Consider the following 25,805-nt stretch of genomic DNA (forward strand, 5'->3'; position numbering starts at 1 on the left):
GGTTCAGATGGTGGCTTCGCGCGCTGCGCTCGCACCATCTAACCTTATTCGTTAGGCGACGAATGGCCAAACATGGCGCCCTTCATTTGTATATATTTTCCACCGAACCGGCATAGACCATTGCTTAAACATTTCAGGGACTGGGCCAAACCGATGCTCGAATATTGCAATAGCTTTATGACGTCTCACCCTCCATAAGAATGGCGATAAACATTTTTCTCGACTATTTGATTCTCTCCGTGCAAATCGCATGATCAAAGTGTGTAGCTCTCGCCTAGTAGTTCTTTTCCAATATGCTTCTCTTAGAAGGGGGCTTCCTTCCAGTAATTTATATTTAAAATTTTGGTATCTCATGAAGCAGAATTAGCTACCTAACTACAATTAGCCATCCTAAATGACGTAAAACATTGCGTCAAAGGGTTGCCTAAATAGTTCTCTAAAACTAGAATTTTAGATAAATCATTCATGTGCCGAAATTTAGCATATCCTAAAAATTATGCAAGAACCGTCAAATACTATATCTGGGCGGCCACCTAAGTTGCTCGATCAGGTTAGAGACAAAATTCGCTTGAAGCATTACAGCATTCGTACCGAACAGGCCTATACGGACTGGATTAAACGCTATATTTTATATTTTGGCAAGCGGCATCCGCGAGAGAGGGGCGCTCCGGAAGTGGAGCGGTTTTTGACGCATCTGGCCGTTAATGGCCGGGTCTCGGCTTCCACGCAGAATCAGGCGCGCTGCGCCCTGTTATTCCTCTATAAGGAAGTGCTCGCTGTCGAATTGCCGTGGCTGGATAATGTCGAGCAGGCGAAGGCGCCCAAGCGGTTGCCGGTAGTGTTGAATCGCGAAGAGATTCAGGCGATTCTGTCGCGCCTGAACGGTGTGCACTGGCTAATCGCCAGCCTTTTATACGGTACCGGCATGCGGATCATGGAATGCTTGCGGCTCAGGGTTCAGGATGTCGACATGAAGCGCAGGGAAATTTTGATCCGCGATGGCAAGGGCGCAAAAGACCGGGTCACGATGTTGCCGGTTTCTCTGGTCCAGCATGATAGGATGGGCTGAGGTACGAAGCCCATCAATCGCGAACGATGGGCTTCCTTCGTCAGCCCATCCTATGGTTCTGAATCAGGGAGGTCGGGGTGAAGAGTCCTCTCGATAATCTGCCGTCTTAGTTTTTCCTTCATTCTCGCCTTCCCTCTTTGGAGACGGAGCGAATACACCGCTAAAACAGCTCCATTGCCAGCATCAGCGCATCTTCCCGGCCTTCGGCGGCAGGATAATAGCCCTTGCGGATACCGATCTCGTTGAACCCCATTTTTTTATACAGCCCGAGCGCCACGATATTGCTCGGCCGGACTTCCAGGAATATCGTTTCGGCCTTGCCGCGGGCCGTTTCGATCAGGTGTTCGAGCATTTTGCGGCCGATGCCCTGCTTTTGTGCCTCGGGATCGACGCTGATGTTCAAAATGTGCGCTTCGCCCGCGCCGATCGAAAGGATGCAATAGCCTACGATCTTGTCCAAATCTTCGCAAACGAAGCAGTGGTAATTGGCCCGGAAGCAGTCGATGAAAATGTCTTCGCCCCAGGGAAATTCGTAATTCTGATTTTCGATCGCGAGCACGCCAGGCAGATCGCCATGGGTCATCGTACGCATTCTGAGCAGGTCGATCCGGGAGACCGATTCTGGAAAGACGCGGGCGTAGAACTCCCGGTCGGCATCATAGAAGACATAGCTTTTGATTTTGTCCAGGAGTCCGCGCATGGTTAACCTTTTATTTTTGTTCTCGATAGGTGTTGAGTGCCAGTTGTAAATCGAGCCAGGCCTTTTTCTTTTCGCCGGGCGAACGCAGCAGATACGAAGGGTGATAGACTACAACAACCGGCGTCTGATTTAAAGTATGGGTCCTGCCGCGCAGCTTGGAAACCGCCGCTTCGGTGCGCAGCAGAGACTGGGCGGCGATGCGGCCGACCGCCAGAATGATTTTCGGTCGGATCAGCGCGATCTGGCGATCTAGGTAAGGACGGCAGGCGTCCGCTTCATCCGGCTTGGGGTCACGGTTGTTGGGAGGGCGGCATTTTACGATATTGGCGATATAGACCTCGTTCCGGCCGAGGCCGATCGCCCGCAGCATTTCGGTCAGGAGCTGTCCGGCCGGGCCGACGAAAGGCAGGCCCTGCAAGTCTTCCTGCTGGCCTGGGCCTTCGCCGACGATCAGCCAATCGGCTTTTTTGTCGCCGCTGCCGAAGACGGTCTGTGTGCGGGTTTCACAAAGGCGGCATTTCGGGCAGGTTGAGACAGTTTTTTCCAGCGTGTCCCAGTCCATTTCCGCGACATCGTTAGGGGCTGCGTAGTCGCTGCTCGCCGCGAGGCTTATTGATGCAGGGGGAGGTAAGGGAGGAGTCGGTGCCGCATAAGGCGGGTCTTCACTGTGTAGGGCGATCGCTTCCGACGGCGTATTGCCGGCGCCGGCAGAAGGCGGGGCGGATACAGGGCTGTTCGAGGCTTTGGGCTTCCAGACAGTAATACCCATCGCTTCGAGATAAAGCAGGCGAATCGCGTCGTCCATCGTCAGGCTCCGTAAAATCGAGGGAAAGGCAGGGCGCTGGACCCTGTCCTTTGCTCGTTAAGACAGCCGCCGCGGTCAGACATTCCCTTTTTGCGGATGCTGGCGCAAATCGCTGGACTGCAATTTATTTACCGCATTCACATAAGCTTTGGCCGAGGCGATCACGATGTCGGTATCGGCGCCCAGGCCGTTCACGATCCGTCCGCCTTTTTCGAGGCGTACGGTCACTTCGCCCTGGGAGTCGGTACCGTTCGTGATGTTGTTGACCGAGTACAATTCCAGGCTGGCCTTCGACTGGACCAGGTTCTCGATCGCCTTCAGGCTGGCGTCGACAGCCCCGCCGCCTTCCGCCTCGCCGGTCACTTCCTGGTTGTCGATGCGCAGGGTGATCCGTGCGACCGGGACTTCGCCGGTTTCGGAGCAGACTTTCAGCGAAATCAGCTTGATGAATTCGTCTTCGGCCTCGAAGCTTGCTTCGGAGACCAGGGCCTGCAAATCTTCGTCGAAGATATCATGTTTCTTGTCGGCAAGCTGCTTGAAGCGCATGAAAACGTCGTTCAGCTCTTCTTCCGAATCGAACACCAACCCCAGTTCGGTCATCCGGCTCTTGAACGCATTGCGGCCCGAGTGTTTGCCCAGCACCATCCGGTTCGCGGTCCAGCCGACATCCTCGGCGCGCATGATTTCGTAAGTCTCGCGGTTTTTCAGCACGCCGTCCTGGTGAATGCCGGATTCGTGCGCAAACGCGTTCGCGCCCACGATCGCCTTATTCGGCTGTACCGGGAAACCGGTGATCGACGAGACCAGCTTCGAGCAGGTCAGAATCTCGCGCGTGTCGATGCCGGTGTCGCAGGCGAAGACGTCCTGACGGGTGCGTACCGCCATCACGACTTCTTCGAGCGAGGCGTTGCCGGCGCGTTCGCCGAGACCGTTGATCGTGCATTCGATCTGGCGTGCGCCGTTCATTACTGCGGACAACGAGTTCGCGACCGCCAGTCCCAGGTCGTTATGGCAATGTACTGAAAAGATCGCTTTGTCCGAATTGGGAATGCGTTCGATCAGGTTTTTGATCGTCGCGCCGAACTGCTGCGGAATGCTGTAGCCGACCGTATCGGGAATGTTCAAGGTCCGCGCACCGGCATCGATCACCGCTTCGAGAATTCTGCACAAAAAATCTTCTTCCGAACGGCCCGCGTCCTCGGGCGAAAATTCGACATCGTCGGTATATTGGCGGGCGCGTTTGACTGCACGCACCGCGTATTCGATCACCTGGTCCGGCGTCATCTGCAATTTCTTCTGCATGTGCAGCGGCGAGGTCGCGATGAAGGTATGGATGCGGGCGCGGTTGGCGCCTTTGAGCGCCTCGCCGGCACGGTCGATGTCCTTGTCCAGCGCGCGCGCCAAGCCGCAGACGGTGCTGTCCTTGATCACATTCGCGACCGCCTGGACCGATTCGAAATCGCCGGGGCTGGCGGCCGGGAAGCCGGCTTCGATCACGTCGACCCGAAGGCGCTCCAGCGCCCGGCCGATCCGGATTTTTTCGTCGCGGGTCATCGAGGCGCCGGGGCTTTGCTCGCCGTCGCGCATCGTCGTATCAAAAATGATTAACTTGTCTTTCATGAAAAACTCCCTGCATGGAGAATCATCCACGCATGCCTTGCTGCGGATTTAAAAAAACGGGTTTGTAAAACGATTCTGTAAAGTCGAGATTATGTGCCCCTCAGGGCAGCAGTAGTCTCAGAGACAGCAGGGAAGTTGCCGGCAACAGCAAGGAAGCGGCCTGGTGAGCGGCCGGTATGGAATGGACTATGAAAGGGTATTGTGCGGACATAAGGAAAATATACGCGAAAGAACGTCCATCCTCAAGCGGATTTTAGGTTTTTCTTGCCTGCATCCGGCGGCGCCGGCGCAAGACCAGCGTCAACACCGGGCCCGATACTGCATAGATCACCGATAGAAAGAACAGCATCGATTGCGGCTGGGCCATCACGAACGCAATGCTGAGCATTGCGACGATCGCGAACACGAACGGCACCTTGCCTTTCAGATCGACGCCTTTGAAGCTGAAATAGCGGAAATTGCTGACCATCAGCAGGCCGGTCGCCATCGTCAAAAACAGCGCGGGATATTTCAGGTAGCTCACGCTGTATTGGTATTCGGTCGCAAACCAGATAAAGCCGGCCAGAATCGCGGCCGCGGCCGGGCTCGGCAGTCCCTGGAAATAGCGCTTGTCGGCCGTTTCGACCTGGGTATTGAAGCGGGCCAGACGCAGGGCGCCGCCGGCCATGTGCACGAACGAGGCGAACAAGCCGACTTTGCCGAGGCCGGAAAACGCCCATAAATACATCACCAGAGCCGGCGCAACCCCGAACGAGACCATATCCGATAGGCTGTCGTATTGCACGCCGAATTCGCTTTGTGTGTTGGTCAGCCGGGCGACGCGCCCGTCGAGCCCGTCCAGCACCATCGCAATGAACATGGCGATGACTGCAGTTTCATAGCGTCCGTCGATCGCGGAAGTGATCGCATAAAACCCCGAGAAAAGCGCGCCTGTCGTAAACAAGTTGGGTAACAAATAGATACCGCGGCGGCGTATGGACGGCTTTTTGGCAGTCATGCTGTGATCAATCCTTCTGTCTCGATAAAAATTCCGCAAATTATACAATGAGCGGGCAAGCCGTACCTAGCCTAATGGGGCTCTTTCTTTTGCAGCGTGGTGCCGGCGGGTTTGAAGGTGTGCAGGTCGACCGTACGCTCGTCCCGGTCGGTGGCGCAGCCCCACGATAACGCTTCGTCCTGGGTATAGCGTTTGCCGAGGCGCCAGGCGATTTCGGCGCGGGCTAGTTCGACGCCGAGATAAAAAGCATGGCCGCCGTCGGTTTCGACGCCGAGCTTCGGGAAGAGGTCGAACGGATCGGTTGCGGTGTTGATGCCGTCCCGGTTGAAAATATGCATTCCTTCGGGGCTGATTTGAATCCGGTAGCTCGGGTCCTTAATTTGGGCGGCCAGCTCGCTGATCTCGGCGAAAGAGTACGGGAAAGGCGACGGTTCGTGCAGCGCCATCAGGCCCGGGTCGATGTGTTTCGGCAAGGTATTGTTTTCTTTTGCCGCATGCATGATGCGCCGGGCCAGGTCGGCTTCTTTGACCGCGCGGCAGGCGTGCCGGCTGACTTCGGTGGCCAGGATTTGGTTGATGTTCAGTTCCGAGCAGATCCCGAGCAGCAGCGCGTTCATCCCGGCGGTATCGGCATGGGTCAGTTCGGTGAGGTTGCCGACGCCCATCATGATTTCGATGTCGGGGTGACGCTTTCTGACTTCGTGATAACGGACGACCGATTCGGTGAAGCCGAAATGCAGCGGGTCGAGGATCGGGTCGACGATGAAGGGACGGTTTTTGGTCTGCATGGCCGCGATGCTGCGGTCGAGCGAAGCCAGATCTTCGTGCTTTTCCGGAATCAGGATCGGCGTCGATTCGACCTCGTCCGCGATCCACAGGGTGCTTTCGTGCAGGCTGAGCATGAAGTCGGCGCCGGCTTTCCCGCCTTTGAGCAGGTCGTCGGGGTTCAAAGAGTCGATGCTGACCTGAAAGCCTTCCTGCTTCAGCGCGAGGATCATTTCTTCCATCTGCGGGAACGGCGTGCTCGGCAGGCAGCCGATGTCGATCACGTCGGCGCCGTTCCGTTGATAGTAGTGCGCGCGTTCGATGGCCGCTTCGATGCTCAGGTTCGGCGCATCGACGATCTCGGCGAATATCTTGACCCGGTAGCGGCTGAGATCCGGCTTGTGCGCGGCTTGGCCGAAGTATTGGGGCAGGTCCTTCAGTTCGTCCGGTCCCCGTTCGATCGGCAGGCCTTTGTCCGCCGACAATTTTTCGAGATCGCCCCGGCAGCGGCCCGGCACGATGATCCGGTCGGCGCCGAAGGTGTCGGTCAATCTTCGACCGATCATCTCCGCGGTCATCAACGCGGCGACTTTGACGCCGAGCTGGTGCACTGTATAGCGGAATTCGGGCTGCATCTTTTCGAGGATTGCACGCAGCTGTTTTTCCGCCAGCTTGCCGGTCAGGAAGAGGATATGTTCGCTCATGCGACGGCCTGCAGGCGCGCTTTGACCTTGACGATCAGGTCTTCGACCGTATCGACGACGGTGGTGTATTCGAACGTGCGTAGTTTTTCGGTGCCTTCGAGGTCGATCTTGCGCGGATAGACCATCACCATCCCGCCGGGTGCGGTGGTTTCCATTTCGGGAGCGGTATCGCAGGGAAAGACGATGCTCGGCACCTTGCATTTGCCGGCCTGCGCATACAAGTTGGTAACCAGGCTGTCGGAGATACCCAGCACGCATTTGGCGACCGTGTTCGAGGTGGCCGGCGCCATTACGAAGGTATGGTAATAGCCTTTGTAAAACAGCCCGACCGGCGGCGCCGAGGCGGCTTTGTCGCGGTAAACCGGCATTTGTTCGCGGATGTCTTTCAGGTCGTAGCCGTACATGCGGAGTACCTCTTCGCCGGCTTGGCTGATGTATAAATCGACATGATCGAGCGTTAAAAGAAAGTCCAGGCACTCTTTAATATAGTGACCGGAGCCGGTAATGGCCCAGGCTAAGCGCGGATTATCCATCAATTATTTGTTTGGGGTGTATAAGGTCCGGGTATTATACTCGAAGGTTTGACCGCAGTTCGTACAGAGGAGTTGGGATTTTGTTTGCATCTTTCGAAAAACCGCTGATCATGGGAATCTTGAACGTGACGCCGGACAGTTTTTCCGACGGCGGAAAATATGTCACGGTCGGGGAAGCGGTTCTACAGGCCGAGCGGATGGCGGTCGACGGCGCGGATATCATCGATATCGGCGGCGAGTCGACCCGCCCCGGATCCGATCCGGTGCCGGCGGCGGAACAAATCCGCCGGGTCGTGCCGGTGATCGAGGCGGTCAGAAGCCGATTGCCCGCTTTGTCGATCAGCATCGATACGACGTTGTCCGAAGTCGCCGAAGCCGCCTTGCAGGCCGGCGCCGATATGGTCAACGATGTGTCGGGCGGCACCGGCGATCCCGATATCCTGGCGCTGGCGGCGCGCTTTAATGTGCCGATCGTGCTGATGCACAGCCAGGGAACGCCGAAAACGATGCAGGACAATCCGTATTATGACGAGGTGGTCGGCGAAGTCAGGTCGATTTTGCTGGAGCAAGCCGAGACGGCGTTGCAGGCGGGCATCAAAAGGGAACGGATCGTTCTCGACCCCGGCATCGGTTTCGGCAAGCGCAAACAGGATAATCTCGACCTCTTGGCGCATCTGGATGCGTTCGTCGAACTCGGCTATCCGGTAATGCTGGGGGCGAGCCGCAAGCGCTTCATGGGCGCGTTGTGCAATGTTCAGGAACCGGCCGAGCTGGTGACCGCGACCGCGGTCACGACCGCGCTGGGCGTAATGGCAGGCGTCAAGCTGTTTCGCGTGCATGACGTGAAGGAAAACCGGCAGGCGGCGGATGTCGCCTGGGCGATCAGGCGAAGCCGGGAATCCCGGTAAAACCAGCGCCCCCCAAAAAAGCTCCTAAGGAGCCTTTATCTTGACCGAACCGCAAACCAGTTCCCCTTCCGTGTTGCGCAGATTGCTTTCGGCTCTCGGAACACGGGCGGTTGACTGGTTAATATCGGCTCTTTTGCCTACCCCTTGCCGGCTGCCTCAGCTTGTTGCCGGTCAACGCCAGGCCCGCCGTCGGCATCAGCGGAATGGGCGTGCTGGAGCAACAAAAGCAGGAGCTACGACTTTTTCCAAGGCGAAGATCCCTTTGATTTGGCGCTATTGCACATTCTGCATAACTCATTAGAATGACGCCTAAATATTTTATAAGAGAGCCTCTATGCCTTATGTCAGCCGTAACGATGCGGGCGAAATTATAGGATGATTGCATTATTCGCCGTGCCGGAGGAAATACAGCGCAAGCTCGGCTCCCGAAGGCGGCTGCGCGAGGATTTGGGCATGTTGACCAACCTGATCGACAAGGACGACAGGATTTTTTGGCGCCGTAGCGCGCTTTAGAACGAATGAGCAAAAAAGAGAAAACCGCCTTCGTCTGCACGGAGTGCGGCGCCGACTTTCCGCGCTGGGGCGGCCAATGCACCAGTTGCGGTGCCTGGAATACGATCAAGGAAGTGCGCCTCGGCGCTTCTGCCGGGGAACGTCATAAACGTCGGGACGGCTATGCGGGCAACAAGTCCGAAGTGCAATGGCTGTCCGATGTCGTTTTAGTGCGCGAAGAAAGAATTCAGACCGGTATGTCGGAATTCGACCGGGTCCTCGGCGGGGGGCTGGTCAAAGGCAGCGTGGTTCTGATCGGCGGTGCGCCGGGAGCGGGCAAGAGCACGATATTGCTGCAAATCATCGCGCATATCGCGCAGCAGGGCATTAAGGTTCTGTATGTTTCCGGTGAAGAATCGCTGCGCCAGATTGCCGACCGGGCGCATCGCCTCAAGCTGCCCTCCGATAAGATTTTGATGCTTGCCGAAACCTCGGTACAACGGATTGCCGATGTCATGGACGAGGTTGAACCGCAGGTCGCGGTAGTCGATTCGATCCAGGTCGTTTACACCGAGCAGACCGAATCGGCGCCCGGTTCCGTTTCGCAGGTGCGGGAATCGGCAAGTTATCTGACCCAGTATGCCAAAAAGAATAACGTCGCTCTGTTTTTGGTCGGCCATGTGACCAAGGATCAGTCGCTGGCGGGGCCGATGACCTTGAGTCATATCGTCGATAGCCAGGTGATTCTGGCCGCTACCGATGACGCCCGGTTTCGCGTAATGAGGGCGGACAAAAACCGCTTCGGCAGCGTCGGGGAGCTCGGCTTCTTCGCCATGGACAGCACGGGCCTGAAGGAGGTCAGGAATCCTTCCGCGATGTTTCTGAACCGGCCGGAAAAACCCTCTTCAGGCAGCGTAGTGACCGTGCTGTGGGAAGGAACGAGGCCTTTACTGGTCGAAATTCAGGCGCTGGTGACCGAATGTCAGTACGGCAATCCTCGGCGTCTTGCGGTCGGCTTCGATCAAAACCGGCTGGCGATGCTGCTCGCCGTATTGGCCCGGCATGGGGGTATTTTTACTGCGAACGACGAAATTTACGCAAACGTGGTCGGCGGCATCAAGGTGACCGAAACCAGTTCGGATCTGGCGATCATCATCGGGATCGTTTCGAGTTTGCGCGATAAAATCATCCCGCATGACGTATTTTTTTTCGGCGAGGTAGGGTTGAGCGGCGAGATCAGGCCGGTTGCGAACGGTTACGCCCGGCTCAACGACGCGGCCAAGCACGGCTTTAAAAAGGCGGTGATACCGAAAGCGAATGCGCCCAAAAAGCCGATCGACGGGCTGACTGTCTATCCGGTCGCCACGCTGGCGGAGGCACTGGATATCGCCGCGGAGCTGTAGCCGCATTAAAGTCCGTCCTCAGCTCAGAAAAAACTGCAGGGATTTGTCGTTGATGCCCAAAATGTCGTTATTGCTCAACTTGACGATCCGGTTTGCGATCGGTTCGCCGTTAACGGTCAGCGAACCTTTGTTTTCCAGCGTGGAAACGAAATAGCCTTCTTTTTTCCGAGTGACTATGACAATGCCTTGGCCGGGGCGACCCAACTGTACCATCGTTTTTTTGATCGGGATGATTTTGCCGATATTTTCTCCATCCATGATCTGAAAATTGCCGTTGGGCAGTTCCGGCTCTACACCAAAAAGAAGGGGGGCTGGTGGATCGTTTGCGATGGATTCGTCAAACGGTTTAGGTCCGTCGACCGAACTGGAGTGATTGAACAGAACGTGATGTTTGCCCAGGGCAATCATGTCGTTTTCGTTTAGAACGGCTTCTTTGGTCTTTCCACCGTTTACGATAATCGGAAATTCATCCTGTAATGCCCGGATCGTCGCGACCCCATTGTGCAAGGTGATCACCGCATGAACCGGCGCGATCGCAAGGCTGTCTATGAGGATTTCGTTGGTCTCATCGCGGCCGAGTCTTACCTTTCCTTCATTGAATATGAAGGAACCGATTTCTTTATCTCTAAAATAAACAGTCAGTTTTGGCATTTCATTCAGCCGATCGATAAAAATAACTGTCTTAAATTATAGACAGTATTTTTTTTGATATTCAAGCAACTGATGCAGCAAAATCAGCGCGAAGGCGTGAGGTGCTTGTTGCGTCCCATCCCGGCAGGGACGGGAATTGCCGGGATGGGGGGTGTCCGTGCCAGGTGCGGTTGTTCTGACGGTAATCGTAAAAACTGCAGAACAATCGGTCCAGGCTTTTCGGGGAAGTATCCGGAAAGGATTCGTGGAGAGGAAAGTCGACGGATATTTATTGGGTTGATTTAGGGGCCGGTTTTTCCATCGTTTTTTGATGATGTTGTTTTCTTTCCATCCGCTTCGTCATCATCTGTTCGTGGTGAGCCTTCATCAATTCAAGTTGCTCGTTTTTCAACTGCTCTTTTTTCTTTGGGTCGGTTTCGGATAGGATTCGATTGGAAAGATCGTGCATCTTCAGCATATGTTCCTGATTCATCCGCATATGCTGCTCCAGTTCCTCCTTCGACTTAGGTCCTTTCATTCCCATGCCATGACGCATTCCCATGCCTTGCTGCATGTTCATCGGTTCATCGGGGGTGTCCGTGCTGCCGGCATGGCTTGGCAGGCTGAAAGCGAGCGATAGGAAAAACGTAGCGGCTGTTATTTTTATTGGCTTCATGGCAATGTCCTTGTGTGTTGTGGAGAAATTCGAAAAATATGATAAGGAGATTCCGAATGAGTCGGAAAAGTTCCGCCTCCAGGGAATCGAGCCGATCGGGTTTAAAGGCGAAGAAATCGGTATGCGGATTTCTTTGCGCTGTTGCAAGTCCACTCGGGTATAATCCGGAATATCAAAAACCAGCTTTATTTTTTTGTGATGAGCTATTACAAACACCATGTATTTTTTTGCACCAACCAGCGCGATGACGGCAGAAGCAGCTGCGGGGATCATAATCCTCAGGCTCTGCGCGATTACGCGAAAGAGCAGATCAAAAAACTGAAATTGAGCGGTCCCGGCAAATGCCGGATCAATAACGCAGGCTGCATGGACCGCTGCAATAAAGGGCCGGTGCTGGTAGTGTATCCCGAAGCCGTCTGGTATACCTTCAAAAATCAGGCGGATATCGACGAGATCATTCAGGAGCATCTGATCGGCGGCAGGGTCGTCGAACGGCTGAAAATTTAGTCCGTCGAACGGGGACGGTCACCGGTCGGTTTTTTTGAATTTTACGACCTTGTTCAAGGGGCTCAGGCTGATTTCGTCAATTACGATATCCGCCCGCGAGTCCAGCACATACGAGACCGTTTCGGCGACGTCTTCCGGCAGAATGTAATTGCTGGCGTGATCGCCGGGTTCGAAAGCCAGGCTGTCGAAAAATTCGGTCTTGACCATGCCGGGATTGATCAGCGCGACGCGCAGGCCGCTTTTGCCGCATTCCTCGCGCAAGGCTTGGGCGAATCCGCGTACCGCAAACTTGCCGGCGCAATAAACCGCCCCCTGGCGGGAGCCTTTCAATGCGGCTTCCGAGCCGATAAAGATCAGATCGCTGCGGGCCTTGCGCTTTAACTGCGGCAGCAAAGCGCGGGCCAGAAAGGCCTGCCCGGTAAAATTGACCGCCATCAAAGTCTCGATTTGCGCATAGGAAAATTGTTCGAGCGCGCCGAAACGCCCGATGCCGGCACTGAATACGACAGCGTCGAGCTCGGGGAAGCGTTGGGCAATGTCGGCGATTTGGGTGGGCAGGGCGGCCAGATCGGCAAGGTCCAGTTCGAGTGCATGGAAGCCTTCCCTGCCATGGCTGAATTTGCGGATATCCCTCGATACGCCGATTACCTGGTGCCCTTCCGCCAATAATCGCCGGCCAACGGCCCGGCCGATGCCGGAGCTGGCGCCGGTCACCAGAATGAAGCGTCTCACGCTGCGCATGGAAAAAACTGTTCGGCGGTGATGTAATTCGACAGCAGGTCGCCGCAATACGCCAACATGTCTTTTTCGAGCGAGCGTTCATAGCCGATCATTCCTTCCTTCAACTGCATCGGACCCGCAAACAGTTTTTCATCGGGATAGAGCTTCTGGGCTTTTTTGAAGTACTGCTCGGGTAGGCGAAAAGCGCCGAGGCTGACCGAATGCAGCCGCTTCGGATCGATGTGCGCAAAAACCTGGCCGAAAAATCGCCGATATTGGTTCTGGTAGTCCGATTGAAAAATAAGCGGATCGAAGCGCAGGCCGACCGGCCAGCCCTGTTCCTGCAGCTTGCCGATCGCATCGAGCCGCTTTTGCAGGGAAGGGGCTCTGTGTTCGAGTTTTTCGCTGATTTGTTCGGGGCTCAGGCTGAACGCCACTACGCAGCGCGGTAAGGGTTCCCGAGCCAGCAGGGTTCTGATCTGAGTACTTTTGGTGCGCAGTTCGAGCCAGGCGTTCGGAACTTCGGCGAAAAACGGCAGAAAATGCGCGGCGAAACCGGTTACCGGTTCCAGCGCCAGGCTGTCGCAATCGTAGCCGGAAAAGAAATGCACCGCTTCGTCCCGATGCGCTTCGGCGATCCGGCGGATATCCTGCTGAAAATCTTCGTAATTGACGAATAGGACATAATGCGCGGAAGGGTACATGCCCTGCAGGAAACAGTAGCGGCAATCGTACAGACAGTTGAGCATGTGCGAAAAATAATAATTGCGGCGCGCGCCGATCCCGTAGCCCGAAGGCGTCGGCAATACGAAATTCTTGAATTTCTCGGCCAGGATCAGCGCCGGCCGCTGTTTTTGCAGCCGGAAATTCTGCGCTTTCGGATTGAAAACCTCGCCGTAGCGCCCGCAGGGAATTCGGCGCGCCTCGGGAAAGCGGGCGACGATTTCCTGCACGCGCGGATGGTTCAGCAGGTTTTCTTCGATGTAGATCGTTTCGATCATGGGGTGATCAAAAAAGCAGTAAAAACGGCCCTACATTGTACAAAATTCCGGGCTTGGCGCTGGGATAAGTTACTATTGCGAGTCGTCTAATTCTGCCGTAAAGTAGGTGTGGGTAATGAAGAGGAGTTTGTAATGGGATTGGCTTTAAAAGACACTTTATATCACTGTTACGGCGATTATCTGACTTGGCCTGACAACGTGCGCTATGAGTTAATCGACGGTGTGGCTTACATGATGGCTCCGGCGCCTGACGTAGCGCATCAGGACGTCGCTGGGGAAATTTACTTTCAAGTACGGCAAGCGTTACAGGGTAAATCCTGCCGGGCTTTTATCGCGCCGATAGATGTACGTTTGCCCAAATGTGCCGAATCGGACGACCAAGTCGACACCGTCGTACAGCCTGATGTGCTGGTCGTCTGCGATCCGGGCAAAATAGACCGCCGCGGCATACGCGGCGCTCCCGATTGGATCGTGGAAGTATTGTCGCCTTCGACCGCCGGGCACGACCAGATCAAAAAGCGCCGGCTCTACGAACGGCACGGGGTTCGCGAATATTGGCTGGTACACCCGGTCGATCGCGTGCTGACGGTTTACCGCCTCCAGGACAACGAATTCGGCAAGCCCGAAATCTACGAACTGAAAGGCGAAACCGCAGTCGGCATCCTGCCGGAGATTGTCATCCGTTGGGACGAACTGGCCGCGCGTCTGCCGACCGATTATTGATCAAAAGACCTGCCGGGTTTTAAAAACCCGGCAGGTCTGATCCTGGCCCATTTATCGTATAATAGCCGCATTTTACCGGCTGTTTTGATGTCCCTCAGCGAAACCCTCAAGCAACTCTCCCGCCAGTTACCTCAGTGTTTAAACCAGGACCGGCACGGTTTTAAGCGCCAGCTCGACCGCCTGCGCAGCGAATACCAGAAAGGCAAGAATCCGATCGCGCAAGTGGCTGCGCTGCATGCGAAGATCGGGCAATCGGCCGAAAGACGCCGGCAGCGTCTGGCGAGCGTGCCGGTGCTGAATTTTCCCGATTTGCCGGTCACCGGCAAAAAAGACGAGATCGCCGAACTGATCCGTAACAATCAGGTGGTGATCGTCTGCGGCGAGACCGGCTCCGGCAAGACCACCCAGTTGCCGAAGATCTGCCTGTCGATCGGGCTCGGTTCGGGCGGCTTCATCGGCCATACCCAGCCGCGCCGTATTGCTGCGCGCACGGTCGCGGACCGGATCGCGGAAGAACTTGGTGAGCCGCTCGGCAAGTCGGTCGGCTTCAAGGTGCGTTTCACCGATAAAACCCATGCCGATTCGCTGGTCAAGCTGATGACCGACGGGATCCTGCTCGCCGAGACCCAGAACGATCCTTATTTGAACCAGTACGATACGATCATCATCGACGAGGCGCACGAGCGCAGCCTGAACATCGATTTCCTGCTCGGCTACATGAAATGGCTGTTGCCGAAGCGCCCCGACCTGAAGTTGGTCATTACTTCCGCCACGATCGACCCGGAACGCTTTTCCCGGCATTTCTTCGACGCCCCGATTATCGAAGTGTCGGGCCGCACTTATCCGGTCGAGATCCGCTACCGGCCGGTCGAGGAAACCGAACAGGACGAAGAGGGCAAGAAAACCGCGAACGACGAAACCAGCGACAACCTGCAGCAGGCGATCCTGGAAGCGGTCGACGAACTGACACGCGATTTGCGCGGCGACATTCTGATCTTCATGAGCGGCGAGCGCGAGATCAAGGAAACGACCGAATCGCTGAAAAAACACCATCCGAGCCGGTACGAGATTCTGCCGCTGTATGCGAAGCTGAGCACCAGCGAGCAGGAGCGGGTGTTCAAGCCGAAAGGCGGCAAGATCCGGATTGTGCTCGCGACCAACGTTGCCGAAACTTCGTTGACCGTGCCCGGCATTCGCGGTGTGATCGATACCGGCCATGCGCGGATCAGCCGTTACAGCCACCGCAGCAAGATCCAGCGCCTGCCGATCGAACGGATTTCGCAGTCGAGCGCGAACCAAAGGGCAGGGCGCTGCGGCCGGGTCGCCGAAGGCATCTGCATTCGCCTGTATTCGGCGGAAGATTACCAGGCGCGGCCGGAGTTTACCGAGCCGGAAATCCTGCGCACCAACCTCTCGGCCGTCATCCTGCAAATGACCGCGTTGAACCTCGGCGACATCGAAGATTTCCCGTTCATCGAGCCGCCCGAAGACAAGATGATCCGGGACGGCAAGACCGTCTTGCAGGAAGTCAATGCGCTGGACAAGCAGGGCAAACTGACCGAAACCGGCAAGCAACTGGTCAAGTTTCCGACCGACCCGCGCTTGGCCCGGATGCTGATCGCGGCCGAAAAGCAGCACGCGCTGCACGAGGTCGCGATCATCGTCTCGGCGTTGAGCATTCAGGACCCGCGGGAGAAACCGGCCGACAAGCTGGCGCAGGCCGAGGCGAAGCAGGCGCGTTTTCGCCACGAGGATTCGGATTTTCTGACCCTGTTGAATCTCTGGAACGACTTCGAGGAACAGAAGAAGCACCTGTCGAACAGCAAGCTGCGCAAATACTGCAGCGACCATTTCCTGTCCTATATCCGAATGCGCGAATGGGTCGACATCCACGCCCAAATCATGCAGGTGATCAAGGGCGACCTGAATTTGAAGATCAATACGGTGCCGGCCAGCTACGTGGAAATCCACCGTGCGCTGTTGCCGGGCCTGCTCTCGAACATCGGCTTCAGGCACGAGATCTACGAATACCTCGGCGCGCGCGGGCTCAAGTTCTTCATCTTTCCGGGCTCCGGCCAGCACAAGGCGCGTCCGAAATGGATCATGGCGGCCGAGCAGGTCGAGACCAGCAAGGTTTATGCGCGGACCGTCGCCAAGGTCGAGCCGGAATGGATCGAAGAATGCGCGAAGCACCTGGTCAAACGCAATTATTACGATCCGCACTGGGAAAAGAAAGCGGCGCGTTCTGCGGTGCACGAGCGCACCTTGCTGTTCGGCCTGACGCTGCAGGCCGGGCGCAAGGTGCCTTACGAACATGTCGATCCGAAGGCCGCGCGCGAAATCTTCATCCGCTCGGCGCTGGTCGATCACGACTACCACAGCAACGCGCCGTTCTATCTCGCGAACCGGACACTGCTCGAAGAGGTCGGCTATATCCAGCACAAGGGGCGCCGGGTCGATCTGGTCGAGGACGAGGAATGGCTATACCGGTTCTACGACGAGAAGATCCCGTCCGAGGTCGTGAACGGGATTACCTTCGATCAGTGGCGCAAGAAAGTCGAGCGCGACAATCCGAAATTCCTGTTTTTGACCAAGGAAGATTTGACCCGCGAGCAGGATCATGCGGTCAACGAATGGGATTATCCGGACAGCAAGAAGATCGGCAATTTGACGATAAGGCTGCAATACCGCTTCGAGCCCGGCCACGATGAGGACGGCGTGACCGCGATCATTCCGGTGCACCAGTTGAACCAAGTTTCGCAGGCGCCGTTCGACTGGCTGGTGCCGGGGCTGCTCGAAGAGAAATGCGTTGCGCTGGTCAAGTCGCTGCCGAAGCCGATCCGGAAGCATTTCGTGCCGGTGCCTGAAACGGTCAAAAAATGTCTCGAAATCGAGCCGGATTTCAAGGGGTCCTTATACGAATGGCTCGGCAACCGGTTGCGCAAGCTGACCGGGGAGGCGATTCCGCTGAATGCCTGGAATCCGGAGTCCTTATCCGAGCATCTAAAGATGAATTTCCGGGTCGTCGACGACCAGGACAAGCTGCTCGACTACGGCCGCGATTTGAAAAAGCTTCAGGCCAAGCATGGGGTTAAAGCCGGCGACAGCTTCGACCAGCTGGCCGCCGACGAACTGAATTACACCGGCTGTATCCAGTGGGCGTTCGACGATCTGCCGGATACGCGCCAGTTCATGCAGCGCGGCCAGTCGTTCATCGGCTATCCCGCGATCGTCGACGAAGGCGATGCGGTCGGCGTGCGCCTGTTCGACACCGAACGCAAGGCCGCGCAACAGCATCAGGCCGGCCTGATGCGCCTGTATCAACTGCAGCTTCGCAAGGAATGCACCTACATCCAGAAAAATGTACCGCAATCGGCCGCGGCCGAACTGGCTTATCAACGTCTGCCGAAGCATCCGATCATCCGCTATCAGCCGTCCGGTTCGTATAAAGAGGACCTGTTGTTCTGCATCTTGAGCCATGTGTTTATCGAGGGCCGGACGATTCGAACCAAGGAGGTGTTCGAGCGCAATCTGCAGGCCTCGAAGCCGGATCTGATCTCCGCCGGGAACGACATCGGCAAAATCGTTCTGGACATCATGCAGCAATATGCCGACATCAAAACCTGCCTTGGTCGCCTGAATGCGAACGATCCGTTGACCAAAGACATTAATCAGCAGCTCGACCTGTTGATTTACGCCGGCTTTATCCGCCACACGCCGTATGATCAGCTCAAGGCGATTCCGCGCTATTTGAAAGCGGTCCTGTACCGGCTGGACAAGTTTGCGAACGATCCGCAAAAAAATCAGGAAATCCAGCGTTATGCCATCCGCTTTTGGCAGGATGTCGAGAAAAAATCCAAAAAAGAAACTGTCATTCCGGAGCAGGACCCGTTCCGTTGGGCGCTGGAAGAATTCAGAGTGTCGCTGTATGCGCAGCAACTGAAAACCGCGTTTCCTGTGTCCGCGAAGCGGCTCGAAAAGGCGTGGGACGAACGCGGCTGATTCGAAATTTAAATATTCGAGCAAAATAATTTTGACTCAATAGCATTTATGCACAGGATGAAATCAATGGCTTACAGGATGTCAAGCTGTACGGTAAAAAATCTTTAATGCATCCGTAAGTCATTGATTTTTTATTGATCAGTGGATTGATTCGTTTTTGTACAAACTAACCAAAATCCAATAAAAACGGCACTTTTGGAAGCCCGAAAACAATCTATCCACAAAGTTATCCACAGGTTTTGTGAATAAATATTTTGGATGCTTTTTCGCGTGAAGGAAGCATTTGATCCGCTGCAAGCGATTTGATGCACAAGGTAGACTTTTTATAATAGGCGAAAAATTTCATGCGGCCTCGATACCGGGACTGCCCCGAGCGTCAAGGGCAAGAAAGAACGGAATGAACGGGATTGATATTTTCCGGAGAACGCAGAGCAGGTCGCTTTTGTCTCCGTCCGGCTTATGCTATCGCGGTGGGACGCTTAGGGTGAACCCGGTAAATTCCTGGATCGGAAAATCGGTTTGCCGTTGACAATCGGTTTTTTAATGAGGGCGTTTATGCACAGCAGAAATCAATGACTTACATCATGCCTGACAAGGCCGCCCAAAAACCCAGTATATGATCTAAGTCTTTGATTTATTATTACTTCAGTGAATTGATTCGTTTTTATACAAACTGACTAAGGGGTAATAAAAACGGTACTTTGGAAAGCTCGAAAACAATGTATCCACAAAGTTATCCACAGGTTTTGTGAATAAAATGGCGATATATAATTTCAGGCCCGGAGTCGGCCGGATTTGAAGCGAACGACTCCTTTAAAAGCAGGAAATGACCTTGAGGAATGGGCATATCCTGGCCCTTTTCCCGTATTAATCGTTTTGCTAGGGTTTTCCCCAATAAAGTTTATCCCCGCCGCCAGGCATGAAACTTAGCCAGCCAGTTCAGCAAGGTCTCCGGCTGATGGCCGCGTTTCCAGACGCCTGCTGCGTATTTATTCGCTTCGGCAAGGGTCGGATAGATATGAATCGTACCGAGAATTTTGTTCAGACCGATCCGGTGTTTCATCGCGAGGATGAATTCGGCGATCAGGTCGCCGGCATGTTCGCCTGCAATCGTAACCCCGAGGATTTTATCCTTTCCGGGAACGGTCAAGACTTTCACAAAACCTTGTCCCTCGCCGTCCGCAATCGCCCGGTCCAGCTCGGCCAGGTCGTACAGGCTGGTTTCGTAAGGAATGCCCTGTTCTTTCGCCTCCTGTTCGTTCAGCCCGACGCGTGCGACTTCCGGATCGGTGAAGGTGGCCCAGGGTATCACCGAATAATCGGTGCGGAATTTCAAGATGCCGCCGAACAGCGCGTTGACGGCCGCATACCAGGCCTGATGCGCGGCGGTGTGAGTGAATTGATAGGGTCCGGCCACGTCGCCGCAGGCGAAGATATGCGGGTAATTGGTCCGCTGAAACGCATCGACCTGAAGCGTTTTTTTCGGCGACAGCGCCACGCCGAGTTCCTCGAGTCCGAAACCGTCGACATTGGCTGCCCGCCCCAAGGCGACCAGCACTTCGTCGAAGGCGATGTTCACCGTTTCGCCGTTATGCTCCGCCACTACCGTTTTCTCGTCGTTCCCGACGATAAACCGCTTTGCGGTATGGCCGAGCCTCAGGTCGATGCCTTCCCGGCGGAACCGCTCTTCGACCAGGACCGAGACTTCCGGATCTTCGCGCAGCAGCAAGCGGGGGGCCATTTCGAGCAGCACGACCCGGATGCCGAGGCGCGCAAAACACTGGGCCAACTCGCAGCCGATCGGGCCGCCGCCGAGGACCAAAAGGCGCCTCGGCGCCTTGCGTAAATCCCAGACGGTGTCCGAGGTCAGATAACCGATCCGGTCGAGGCCTGGAATCGGCGGCACCAGCGGCCGTGCGCCCGCAGCGATTACGATCGAGCGCGCAGTAACGTGCCGCGGGCCATGCTCGCCGTTAATTTCGACGGTCCAGGGCGAAATGAGCCTGGCGCTGCCGGCCGCGACATTTACGCCGAGTCCGCTGTAACGCTCGATCGAATCGTGCGGCGCTACCGTTTCGACGACCTGTTGTACCCGTTCCATGACCTCGCCGAAATCGAATTCGGCCTGCATCCGCCGGATGCCGAATTCGCCGGAACGTTTTCCGAGTGCGATCAAGCGGGCGGTGCGAATCAGCGCCTTGGAGGGAACGCAGCCGGTGTTCAGGCAGTCGCCGCCCATCCGGTGTTTTTCGATCAGAATCACCTTGGCCTTTACCGCCGCGGCGATATAGGAGGTGACCAGCCCGGCCGAGCCCGCGCCGATTACCGCGATGTTATAGTCGAACTTTTTCGGGGGCTCCCAACTGCTGGCGGTATCCGGCTTCATCGGGGGAAAGTCTCCACAAATTTTCTGGCGGCGAGCGGGAACAGGCCCAGCAGCACGAAAGCGCCGACCAATGGCGGGGATAAGATGCCGGACAGCGAGTCGATCCTGGCCAGCTGCGTCCCCGCATTCACGTAAACGATCGTGCCGGCCAGCATCCCAAGCTGGCTGACCCAATAAAAGGTAAAGGTCCGGATTTCGGTCAGCCCCATTGCCAGATTGATCACGAAAAACGGAAACAGCGGCACCAGGCGCAGCGAAAACAGGTAATACGGGCCGTCTTTGGCGAGGCCGGCGTCGATTGCGGCGAGACGGTCGCCGAACCGGGACTTGACCGCGTCCCGAAACAGAAAACGCGCAGTCAGAAACGCCAGCGTCGCGCCGATGCTCGACGCGAACGAGACGATCAACGTTCCCCAGACCAGCCCGAACAAGGCGCCGCCGGCGAGCGTCAGGACCGTGGCGCCGGGCAGCGACAAGCCGGTCACCGCGATATAAATACCCGCAAACGCCAGCGTGGCCAGCACGGGATGCGCGTCGCGGTAGCCGATCAGGCGGGCATATTCCGTTTTGAAGCGTTCGAGCGTCAGCCATTGATCGAGATCGAAAAGAAAGAATGCCCCGATCGCGAGAGCGATGATAGCAAGCAGGCGGATTTGTAAGCCCGTCATCGTGTTATTCCTGCAGTGTGTTGAAAATTGGCCGAATAACCGGAAGAATCCTGACAATGTTTATTGTACAATGCGCGCATGTCAAACCTGTTTTCCTTATTGATACTGTTTTTCCCCGGCCGTCCGCCGACGGAAACCGCCTTATTCTATATCCGAAATCAAGCGCGTCTCCGCCGCCGCGGGCGAGACGGCAACGCCTTTTAGATGTCGATGGTGACTGAAGCCATTAAGTTCATCCAGGGGGCCGCTCATTGCCGGGCGCTAGCTTTCGGAGCTTTCTCTCATTTTCAAGGCGTCATTTCGGTTAGTTTATGAATTTATTGACCCGTATCGCTTTTATCGAAGAAGTCGGACGGATTGCCGAAACCAATCAGGACCAATATACGCTCTTGTATGCGGAGATCAACCATACCCTGCAGCTTGCCAGCCTGACGCAGGGCACCGCGGCGGCGGAAGAGCTTTTTTCCCGGATACAGTCGCTGATCATCGGCAAAGTGGCGTCGATTGCGGGCGCCCGTATTGGTAAACTGGATCGCAGCCGCTTCGGCATCCTGCTCAAATTGCCGGTGCAGGAAAGCGTGCAATTCGCCGAACAGCTGGCCCATTTGATCGATCAGCAATGCATTATTGTGGCGGACATCGCCTATTATCCGAAGCTGATTATCGGTGTGACCTCGTTGTCGCCCGAATATAAAACTCCCGAACGCATTCTGGCTGCGGTGGATGAAGCATTGTTTCAGGCCAAGCGGGCCGGCAACAGTGTCGTCAAGCTGATCGAATACGACGATCCGGTGCTGCACGAATATTACGATCTGTTGAAATTGCTGCCGGAGCTCAGGGAAGGGCTCACCAACCATGCCTTCGTGCTGTTTGCACAGCCGATATCGCCGATCAACGGCGCCGACGCCGAAAAAAAAGCCGAGGTCCTGCTGCGGTATAAAAGCGACCAAGGCGACAGCCTGACGCAACGGCGCCTGCTCAGGGCTGCCGAACTGTTCCACATTAGCCGGGAAGTGGACCTCTACGTCGTGCAGCAGTTGTGCCGCTATCTGGCCGAAAATCCCCAGCATGCCATCTATTCGCTGAACATTTCAGGCAGCACGATCCGTTATCCCGGCTTCATCGGGAAAGTCGAACAGAACTTCAAGTATTACGGCATCGATCCGAAAAAGATCTGCTTCGAGATCACCGAAACGGTCGCCGACCATGACTATCAGAACGCCTGCGAGTTCATGCTCCTGTTGAAGAAGCATCTGGGTTGTTTGCTGTCGCTGGACGATATCGGCATCGGCTCGAGCAACCTCGCCAACCTGTCCAAATTCAATGTCGACTTTTTCAAGATCGACGGTTTATTCATGCAGAATCTTCTCAAATGCCCTTATTCGGAGCTGGTCGTCAGCTTTATCTGCACAGCGGCGAAATTATTCGAGCGGGAAACGATTGCCGAATATGTCGAAAGTGTCGAGCAGCTGGAGAAATTGAAGGTTTTAGGTGTCGATTATGCCCAGGGTTATTATGTGGGCAGACCTTCGTTACTGTTCGATCCGGCTTAAAGAACGTTGGTTTTTTGCCCGGCATTCGGTAGAGTGTTCAGTCTTCAATTCAAATCCATCATTATGACTTTATTCCATTCTTTGACTTTTATGGTTCACGGCGGCGCCGACCACGGCGGCGGCATTGCGGCAGCCGTGGCAGGCCTGTTGAACTTTCTCGAAAAACTGGCCGGCATGGAGCCGCCGGAAATATTTGCGGCAGTTTTTCCGGGTATCGAATCGATGCAGAACATCCACCCGATGCTGGTGCATTTCCCGATCGCGTTTTTATCGGCTTTTTTCTTGCTGGATTTGGCGGGCAGTTTGTTTCGAAAGCCGGTCTGGCGTGCGGTCGCGAGCTGGCTGTTATACCTCGGAGCTCTTACCGCGATTTTTACCGCGGCAGCCGGCTTGATCGCCGCCAATTCGGTGGCGCACGGGGGCGATGTGCACGGCATCATGGACAGGCATGAGCATTTCATGCTTACCGTTCTCATCCTGTCGCTGCTGCTTTCGGCATGGCGCGCCCTGCAGGGCGGCGCGATCGAGGGAGCGGCCAATACCCTCTTCCTGATACTGGCTGCGGTGATGGCCGGCGTGCTGGTGCTGGGCGCCGATTTGGGCGGTTTGATGGTATACCGTTACGGGGTGGCGGTATCCGCGGTGCCGGTTACCGAAGAGGCGCTGATGCACAGTCACTCGGGCGAAGAAGCGGCGCACGAGCACGATCATGGGCCGGCTGCCGATCTTGATCATGATTTAGGGCACGCGCACGAATCCTTGCCTGCGTCCGAGCCAGCCCATGACGATCATCAGCATGAGCATGGGCATACTCACGATCATCCGCCAGCAAGCAAATAATCAAAGACCGTAATATTTCCGCTTGCGCCAGAATGTTGCGCGGCTCATTCCGGCGAGCCGGGCCGCTTCGGTAATACGGCCGTCACTTTGCCGCAGCGCTTCGCCGATCGCCAGTTTCTCCTGCTCCGGACTGAGCAGCGGTGAAGATTTCGTTGCCGCATCCGGGACGACCGCTTTCGGTTCGGTAAACTCGGGGGGAAGTTCGGTCGGCCGCAGCGTTGTGCCGCGCCCGACCGCGAACGCGTATTCGATCACGTTGTGCAGTTCCCGGACATTGCCGGGCCAGTGATAGTCGAGCAGCAGGCGCATTGCCTGCGGATCGATCTTCTCGATTCTTCTGAAGCTGCCGGCATTGTGCAGGGCGATGAAATGCCAGATCAGCAGACTGACATCCTCGCGCCGCTCCCGGAGGGGCGGAAGGAAAATCGGCACTACGCGCAGACGGTACATCAGGTCTTCGCGAAAATGCCCGTTCTTGACTTCTTCCCTGAGCGAGCGGTGGGTCGCGGCGACGATCCGTACGTCCGCGCCGATCAGGCGGTCGCCGCCGACCGGCATGAAATTTCTTTCCTGAATCACCCGCAGCAGTTTGGCCTGCAGTTCCAGCGGCAGTTCGGCCACCTCATCCAGAAACAGCGTGCCGCCTTCCGCGCGTTGGAACACGCCTTTGTGGTCCTTGATCGCGCCGGTAAACGCGCCGCGCACATGGCCGAACAGTTCGCTTTCGAGCAGATTCGCGGACAGCGCCGCGCAGTTGACGGCCAGAAACGGCGCGTTTCGGCGTGCGCTGAGGTCATGAATCGCGCGCGCGACCAGTTCCTTTCCCGAGCCGCTCTCGCCCCGTACCAGCACCGTCGCTTCGGTTTCGGCCGCGTTACGGATGATCTGGAACACATTCTGCATGGCCGGCGAACGGCTGATGATGCCTTGAAAGTTTTGCTCACGCTCAGCCGTATTCCTCGATTCGATGGCCGGATTTTTCTGTCCGGCGTCCGCCGTCAACAGGGCGATGCCGCCGGCCGCAGCGCCGTTCCGTCCGTAAAGCAGCCGGGCGGACCGGTGCAGGGTCAGCGTGCCGGCGCGGACGGTGTCTTTCGCATCCGAGCGAATCCGGAATTCCGGCGGGCAGGTATTTCCGGGATCGAGGCCGGTCAACTGTACAGCCCCGGGGCTCCAGTACAGGAGATGCTGATCCCGGTCGACGAGATAAAAGGCGATAGGCCGGCATAACTGGAGAAGGCCGGTAAGGGCGGAACGGCTGTCGAGCTTTTCAAGCCAGGCCTCCGGCAGGTTTAAGGTGTCAGGCATCGATCGGAACGAGGTTTATCGGAAGGATAATCGCAAGCATTGGGAACGCCGATATTAGCCGAGCCGGACAGGCAAATCAATCATGGACATTTCATGGACAAAAGTGGAGTCAATGCGCCTATGGGGAGCAAAGGATGGAGCGGAAGGCTTCTGAGGTATAATTGCTTTTTTTTGCAAACCGAGTTCAAGCGCAAGTGATCGATCAAATCAATTCCTTGTTGCCCCAGACCCAATGCGGCAAATGCGGCTACCGGGGCTGTTTGCCCTATGCGGAGGCCATTGCGGCGGGTAAGGCCGACATCAACCGTTGTCCGCCCGGCGGCGAAGAAGGCATTCAGGCACTGGCGGATTTATTGGGCGTCCTGCCGAAGCCGCTCGATTCCGCCTGCGGCGAACATAAACCCAGAGCCGTTGCGACGATCATCGAAGAAGACTGCATCGGCTGTGCGAAATGCTTGGCGGCTTGCCCGGTCGATGCGATTATCGGCGCCGCCAAGCAGATGCATACGGTGATCGCCTCCGAATGCACCGGCTGCGAGCTCTGCATTGCGCCGTGCCCGGTCGATTGCATCGAGATGCGGGAAATCCCGGCCGAAAGCCCGGTGCTCGCCAAACGCTTGAAGCCGCTGCGCGCGGAGCTGGCGCGGAGCCGCTACGAACTGCGCGGCCTGCGCCTCGCCCGTGAAGAAGCGGAAAAAGCGGCGCGGGCGCGTGAGAAGAAAGCGGCGCTGCTGCTTAAAATGCAGGCCACGGCGAAGCCCTAAACGTTGGTTGACGGCTCGGGACCTGCCAGGT

The 25,805-nt window shown here is 56.2% G+C and carries 23 protein-coding genes; 10 read left to right on the top strand and 13 right to left on the bottom strand.

What is annotated here, in order from left to right; all coding sequences use genetic code 11:
- Positions 1-496: 496 nt before the first annotated feature.
- Positions 497-1,069: a phage integrase N-terminal SAM-like domain-containing protein gene (locus JJL52_RS03680; RefSeq protein WP_272901703.1), complete on the top strand. Its 573-nt coding sequence runs from the start codon at positions 497-499 to the stop codon at positions 1,067-1,069.
- A 160-nt stretch (positions 1,070-1,229) separates the two neighbouring features.
- Here the strand turns inward: JJL52_RS03680 and rimI are convergent, their stop codons facing one another.
- From rimI to JJL52_RS03710, 6 genes are all read right to left on the bottom strand, one after another.
- On the bottom strand, positions 1,230-1,769 hold the full coding sequence (gene rimI / locus JJL52_RS03685; protein ID WP_202051051.1) for a ribosomal protein S18-alanine N-acetyltransferase: 540 nt from the start codon (positions 1,767-1,769) through the stop codon (positions 1,230-1,232).
- Between the two features lie 10 nt (positions 1,770-1,779).
- On the bottom strand, positions 1,780-2,574 hold the full coding sequence (locus tag JJL52_RS03690) for a uracil-DNA glycosylase (RefSeq protein ID WP_202051052.1): 795 nt from the start codon (positions 2,572-2,574) through the stop codon (positions 1,780-1,782).
- 75 nt (positions 2,575-2,649) lie between these two features.
- On the bottom strand, positions 2,650-4,194 hold the full coding sequence (locus tag JJL52_RS03695; RefSeq protein ID WP_202051053.1) for a 2-isopropylmalate synthase: 1,545 nt from the start codon (positions 4,192-4,194) through the stop codon (positions 2,650-2,652).
- A gap of 253 nt (positions 4,195-4,447) precedes the next feature.
- Complete coding sequence (pssA, locus tag JJL52_RS03700; protein ID WP_202051054.1) at positions 4,448-5,191, bottom strand: CDP-diacylglycerol--serine O-phosphatidyltransferase; 744 nt, start codon at positions 5,189-5,191, stop codon at positions 4,448-4,450.
- A gap of 71 nt (positions 5,192-5,262) precedes the next feature.
- Positions 5,263-6,660, bottom strand: a complete 1,398-nt coding sequence (locus JJL52_RS03705) for a DUF6513 domain-containing protein (RefSeq protein ID WP_202051055.1) — start codon at positions 6,658-6,660, stop codon at positions 5,263-5,265.
- Positions 6,657-7,193 (bottom strand): flavoprotein, encoded by a 537-nt coding sequence (locus tag JJL52_RS03710; protein ID WP_202051056.1) that lies wholly within the window; start codon positions 7,191-7,193, stop codon positions 6,657-6,659. Before JJL52_RS03710 ends, JJL52_RS03705 begins: the two co-directional genes overlap by 4 nt.
- Before the next feature lie 80 nt (positions 7,194-7,273).
- On the opposite strand from JJL52_RS03710, the gene folP reads away from it, so the two are divergent.
- The 3 genes from folP (at position 7,274) to radA (ending at position 9,996) form a co-directional block, all read left to right on the top strand.
- A complete protein-coding gene (gene folP, locus JJL52_RS03715) occupies positions 7,274-8,101 on the top strand; it encodes a dihydropteroate synthase (RefSeq protein ID WP_202051057.1) in 828 nt (275 codons plus the stop codon).
- Between the two features lie 375 nt (positions 8,102-8,476).
- Positions 8,477-8,614 (top strand): hypothetical protein, encoded by a 138-nt coding sequence (locus tag JJL52_RS03720; RefSeq protein ID WP_202051058.1) that lies wholly within the window; start codon positions 8,477-8,479, stop codon positions 8,612-8,614.
- Positions 8,615-8,619: 5 nt separating this feature from the next.
- A complete protein-coding gene (gene radA / locus JJL52_RS03725; protein WP_202051059.1) occupies positions 8,620-9,996 on the top strand; it encodes a DNA repair protein RadA in 1,377 nt (458 codons plus the stop codon).
- 18 nt (positions 9,997-10,014) lie between these two features.
- Here radA and JJL52_RS03730 read toward each other — a convergent pair whose 3' ends face one another.
- Together JJL52_RS03730 and JJL52_RS03735 are read right to left on the bottom strand one after the other, a co-directional pair.
- Positions 10,015-10,647, bottom strand: coding sequence for an FHA domain-containing protein (locus JJL52_RS03730; protein WP_202051060.1), 633 nt, complete (start codon positions 10,645-10,647; stop codon positions 10,015-10,017).
- 268 nt (positions 10,648-10,915) lie between these two features.
- Complete coding sequence (locus tag JJL52_RS03735) at positions 10,916-11,302, bottom strand: hypothetical protein (RefSeq protein WP_236994033.1); 387 nt, start codon at positions 11,300-11,302, stop codon at positions 10,916-10,918.
- Positions 11,303-11,500: 198 nt separating this feature from the next.
- Between JJL52_RS03735 and JJL52_RS03740 the strand changes: the two genes are divergently transcribed.
- A complete protein-coding gene (locus JJL52_RS03740) occupies positions 11,501-11,809 on the top strand; it encodes a (2Fe-2S) ferredoxin domain-containing protein (RefSeq protein WP_202051061.1) in 309 nt (102 codons plus the stop codon).
- Positions 11,810-11,827: 18 nt separating this feature from the next.
- On the opposite strand, the gene JJL52_RS03745 is transcribed toward JJL52_RS03740, so the two are convergent.
- Both JJL52_RS03745 and JJL52_RS03750 read right to left on the bottom strand, forming a co-directional pair.
- Positions 11,828-12,550 (bottom strand): SDR family oxidoreductase, encoded by a 723-nt coding sequence (locus tag JJL52_RS03745; protein ID WP_202051062.1) that lies wholly within the window; start codon positions 12,548-12,550, stop codon positions 11,828-11,830.
- Positions 12,538-13,530: an SPL family radical SAM protein gene (locus JJL52_RS03750; RefSeq protein WP_202051063.1), complete on the bottom strand. Its 993-nt coding sequence runs from the start codon at positions 13,528-13,530 to the stop codon at positions 12,538-12,540. The genes JJL52_RS03745 and JJL52_RS03750 overlap by 13 nt, the downstream gene beginning before the upstream one ends.
- Positions 13,531-13,662: 132 nt before the next feature.
- Between JJL52_RS03750 and JJL52_RS03755 the strand changes: the two genes are divergently transcribed.
- Positions 13,663-14,253, top strand: coding sequence for a Uma2 family endonuclease (locus JJL52_RS03755; protein ID WP_202051064.1), 591 nt, complete (start codon positions 13,663-13,665; stop codon positions 14,251-14,253).
- Positions 14,254-14,340: 87 nt separating this feature from the next.
- Positions 14,341-18,255, top strand: a complete 3,915-nt coding sequence (hrpA, locus tag JJL52_RS03760; RefSeq protein WP_202051065.1) for an ATP-dependent RNA helicase HrpA — start codon at positions 14,341-14,343, stop codon at positions 18,253-18,255.
- A 901-nt stretch (positions 18,256-19,156) separates the two neighbouring features.
- Here the strand turns inward: hrpA and JJL52_RS03765 are convergent.
- Positions 19,157-20,641, bottom strand: a complete 1,485-nt coding sequence (locus JJL52_RS03765; protein ID WP_336885036.1) for a dihydrolipoyl dehydrogenase family protein — start codon at positions 20,639-20,641, stop codon at positions 19,157-19,159.
- Positions 20,638-21,309: a TVP38/TMEM64 family protein gene (locus JJL52_RS21645; protein WP_336885037.1), complete on the bottom strand. Its 672-nt coding sequence runs from the start codon at positions 21,307-21,309 to the stop codon at positions 20,638-20,640. Before JJL52_RS21645 ends, JJL52_RS03765 begins: the two co-directional genes overlap by 4 nt.
- A gap of 311 nt (positions 21,310-21,620) precedes the next feature.
- Here JJL52_RS21645 and JJL52_RS03770 point away from each other — a divergent pair, with 311 nt between their 5' ends.
- Positions 21,621-22,862 (top strand): EAL domain-containing protein, encoded by a 1,242-nt coding sequence (locus tag JJL52_RS03770; protein WP_202051066.1) that lies wholly within the window; start codon positions 21,621-21,623, stop codon positions 22,860-22,862.
- 63 nt (positions 22,863-22,925) lie between these two features.
- Entirely contained in the window at positions 22,926-23,702 is a 777-nt protein-coding gene (locus tag JJL52_RS03775) for a DUF2231 domain-containing protein (RefSeq protein ID WP_236994034.1), read from the top strand.
- Here JJL52_RS03775 and JJL52_RS03780 read toward each other — a convergent pair whose 3' ends face one another.
- Complete coding sequence (locus JJL52_RS03780) at positions 23,703-25,010, bottom strand: sigma-54 interaction domain-containing protein (protein WP_202051067.1); 1,308 nt, start codon at positions 25,008-25,010, stop codon at positions 23,703-23,705.
- Between the two features lie 194 nt (positions 25,011-25,204).
- Between JJL52_RS03780 and rsxB the strand changes: the two genes are divergently transcribed.
- Complete coding sequence (gene rsxB, locus JJL52_RS03785) at positions 25,205-25,774, top strand: electron transport complex subunit RsxB (RefSeq protein WP_202051068.1); 570 nt, start codon at positions 25,205-25,207, stop codon at positions 25,772-25,774.
- The last annotated feature ends 31 nt before the right edge of the window (positions 25,775-25,805 follow it).

Source organism: Candidatus Methylomicrobium oryzae, from assembly GCF_016745425.1.
Lineage (GTDB): Bacteria > Pseudomonadota > Gammaproteobacteria > Methylococcales > Methylomonadaceae > Methylomicrobium > Methylomicrobium oryzae.

Coding starts and splice junctions, on each gene's coding strand:
- JJL52_RS03695 (WP_202051053.1), bottom strand. CDS start 4,194: ATGAAAGACAAGTTAATCATTTTTGATACGACGATGCGCGACGGCGAG.
- JJL52_RS03775 (WP_236994034.1), top strand. CDS start 22,926: ATGACTTTATTCCATTCTTTGACTTTTATGGTTCACGGCGGCGCCGAC.
- JJL52_RS03705 (WP_202051055.1), bottom strand. CDS start 6,660: ATGAGCGAACATATCCTCTTCCTGACCGGCAAGCTGGCGGAAAAACAG.
- rimI (WP_202051051.1), bottom strand. CDS start 1,769: ATGCGCGGACTCCTGGACAAAATCAAAAGCTATGTCTTCTATGATGCC.
- JJL52_RS03720 (WP_202051058.1), top strand. CDS start 8,477: ATGATTGCATTATTCGCCGTGCCGGAGGAAATACAGCGCAAGCTCGGC.
- JJL52_RS03750 (WP_202051063.1), bottom strand. CDS start 13,530: ATGATCGAAACGATCTACATCGAAGAAAACCTGCTGAACCATCCGCGC.
- hrpA (WP_202051065.1), top strand. CDS start 14,341: ATGTCCCTCAGCGAAACCCTCAAGCAACTCTCCCGCCAGTTACCTCAG.
- JJL52_RS03780 (WP_202051067.1), bottom strand. CDS start 25,010: ATGCCTGACACCTTAAACCTGCCGGAGGCCTGGCTTGAAAAGCTCGAC.
- JJL52_RS03690 (WP_202051052.1), bottom strand. CDS start 2,574: ATGGACGACGCGATTCGCCTGCTTTATCTCGAAGCGATGGGTATTACT.
- JJL52_RS03770 (WP_202051066.1), top strand. CDS start 21,621: ATGAATTTATTGACCCGTATCGCTTTTATCGAAGAAGTCGGACGGATT.
- JJL52_RS03710 (WP_202051056.1), bottom strand. CDS start 7,193: ATGGATAATCCGCGCTTAGCCTGGGCCATTACCGGCTCCGGTCACTAT.
- JJL52_RS03755 (WP_202051064.1), top strand. CDS start 13,663: ATGGGATTGGCTTTAAAAGACACTTTATATCACTGTTACGGCGATTAT.
- JJL52_RS21645 (WP_336885037.1), bottom strand. CDS start 21,309: ATGACGGGCTTACAAATCCGCCTGCTTGCTATCATCGCTCTCGCGATC.
- JJL52_RS03740 (WP_202051061.1), top strand. CDS start 11,501: ATGAGCTATTACAAACACCATGTATTTTTTTGCACCAACCAGCGCGAT.
- JJL52_RS03680 (WP_272901703.1), top strand. CDS start 497: ATGCAAGAACCGTCAAATACTATATCTGGGCGGCCACCTAAGTTGCTC.
- radA (WP_202051059.1), top strand. CDS start 8,620: ATGAGCAAAAAAGAGAAAACCGCCTTCGTCTGCACGGAGTGCGGCGCC.
- JJL52_RS03735 (WP_236994033.1), bottom strand. CDS start 11,302: ATGAAGCCAATAAAAATAACAGCCGCTACGTTTTTCCTATCGCTCGCT.
- JJL52_RS03765 (WP_336885036.1), bottom strand. CDS start 20,641: ATGAAGCCGGATACCGCCAGCAGTTGGGAGCCCCCGAAAAAGTTCGAC.
- JJL52_RS03730 (WP_202051060.1), bottom strand. CDS start 10,647: ATGCCAAAACTGACTGTTTATTTTAGAGATAAAGAAATCGGTTCCTTC.
- pssA (WP_202051054.1), bottom strand. CDS start 5,191: ATGACTGCCAAAAAGCCGTCCATACGCCGCCGCGGTATCTATTTGTTA.
- JJL52_RS03745 (WP_202051062.1), bottom strand. CDS start 12,550: ATGCGCAGCGTGAGACGCTTCATTCTGGTGACCGGCGCCAGCTCCGGC.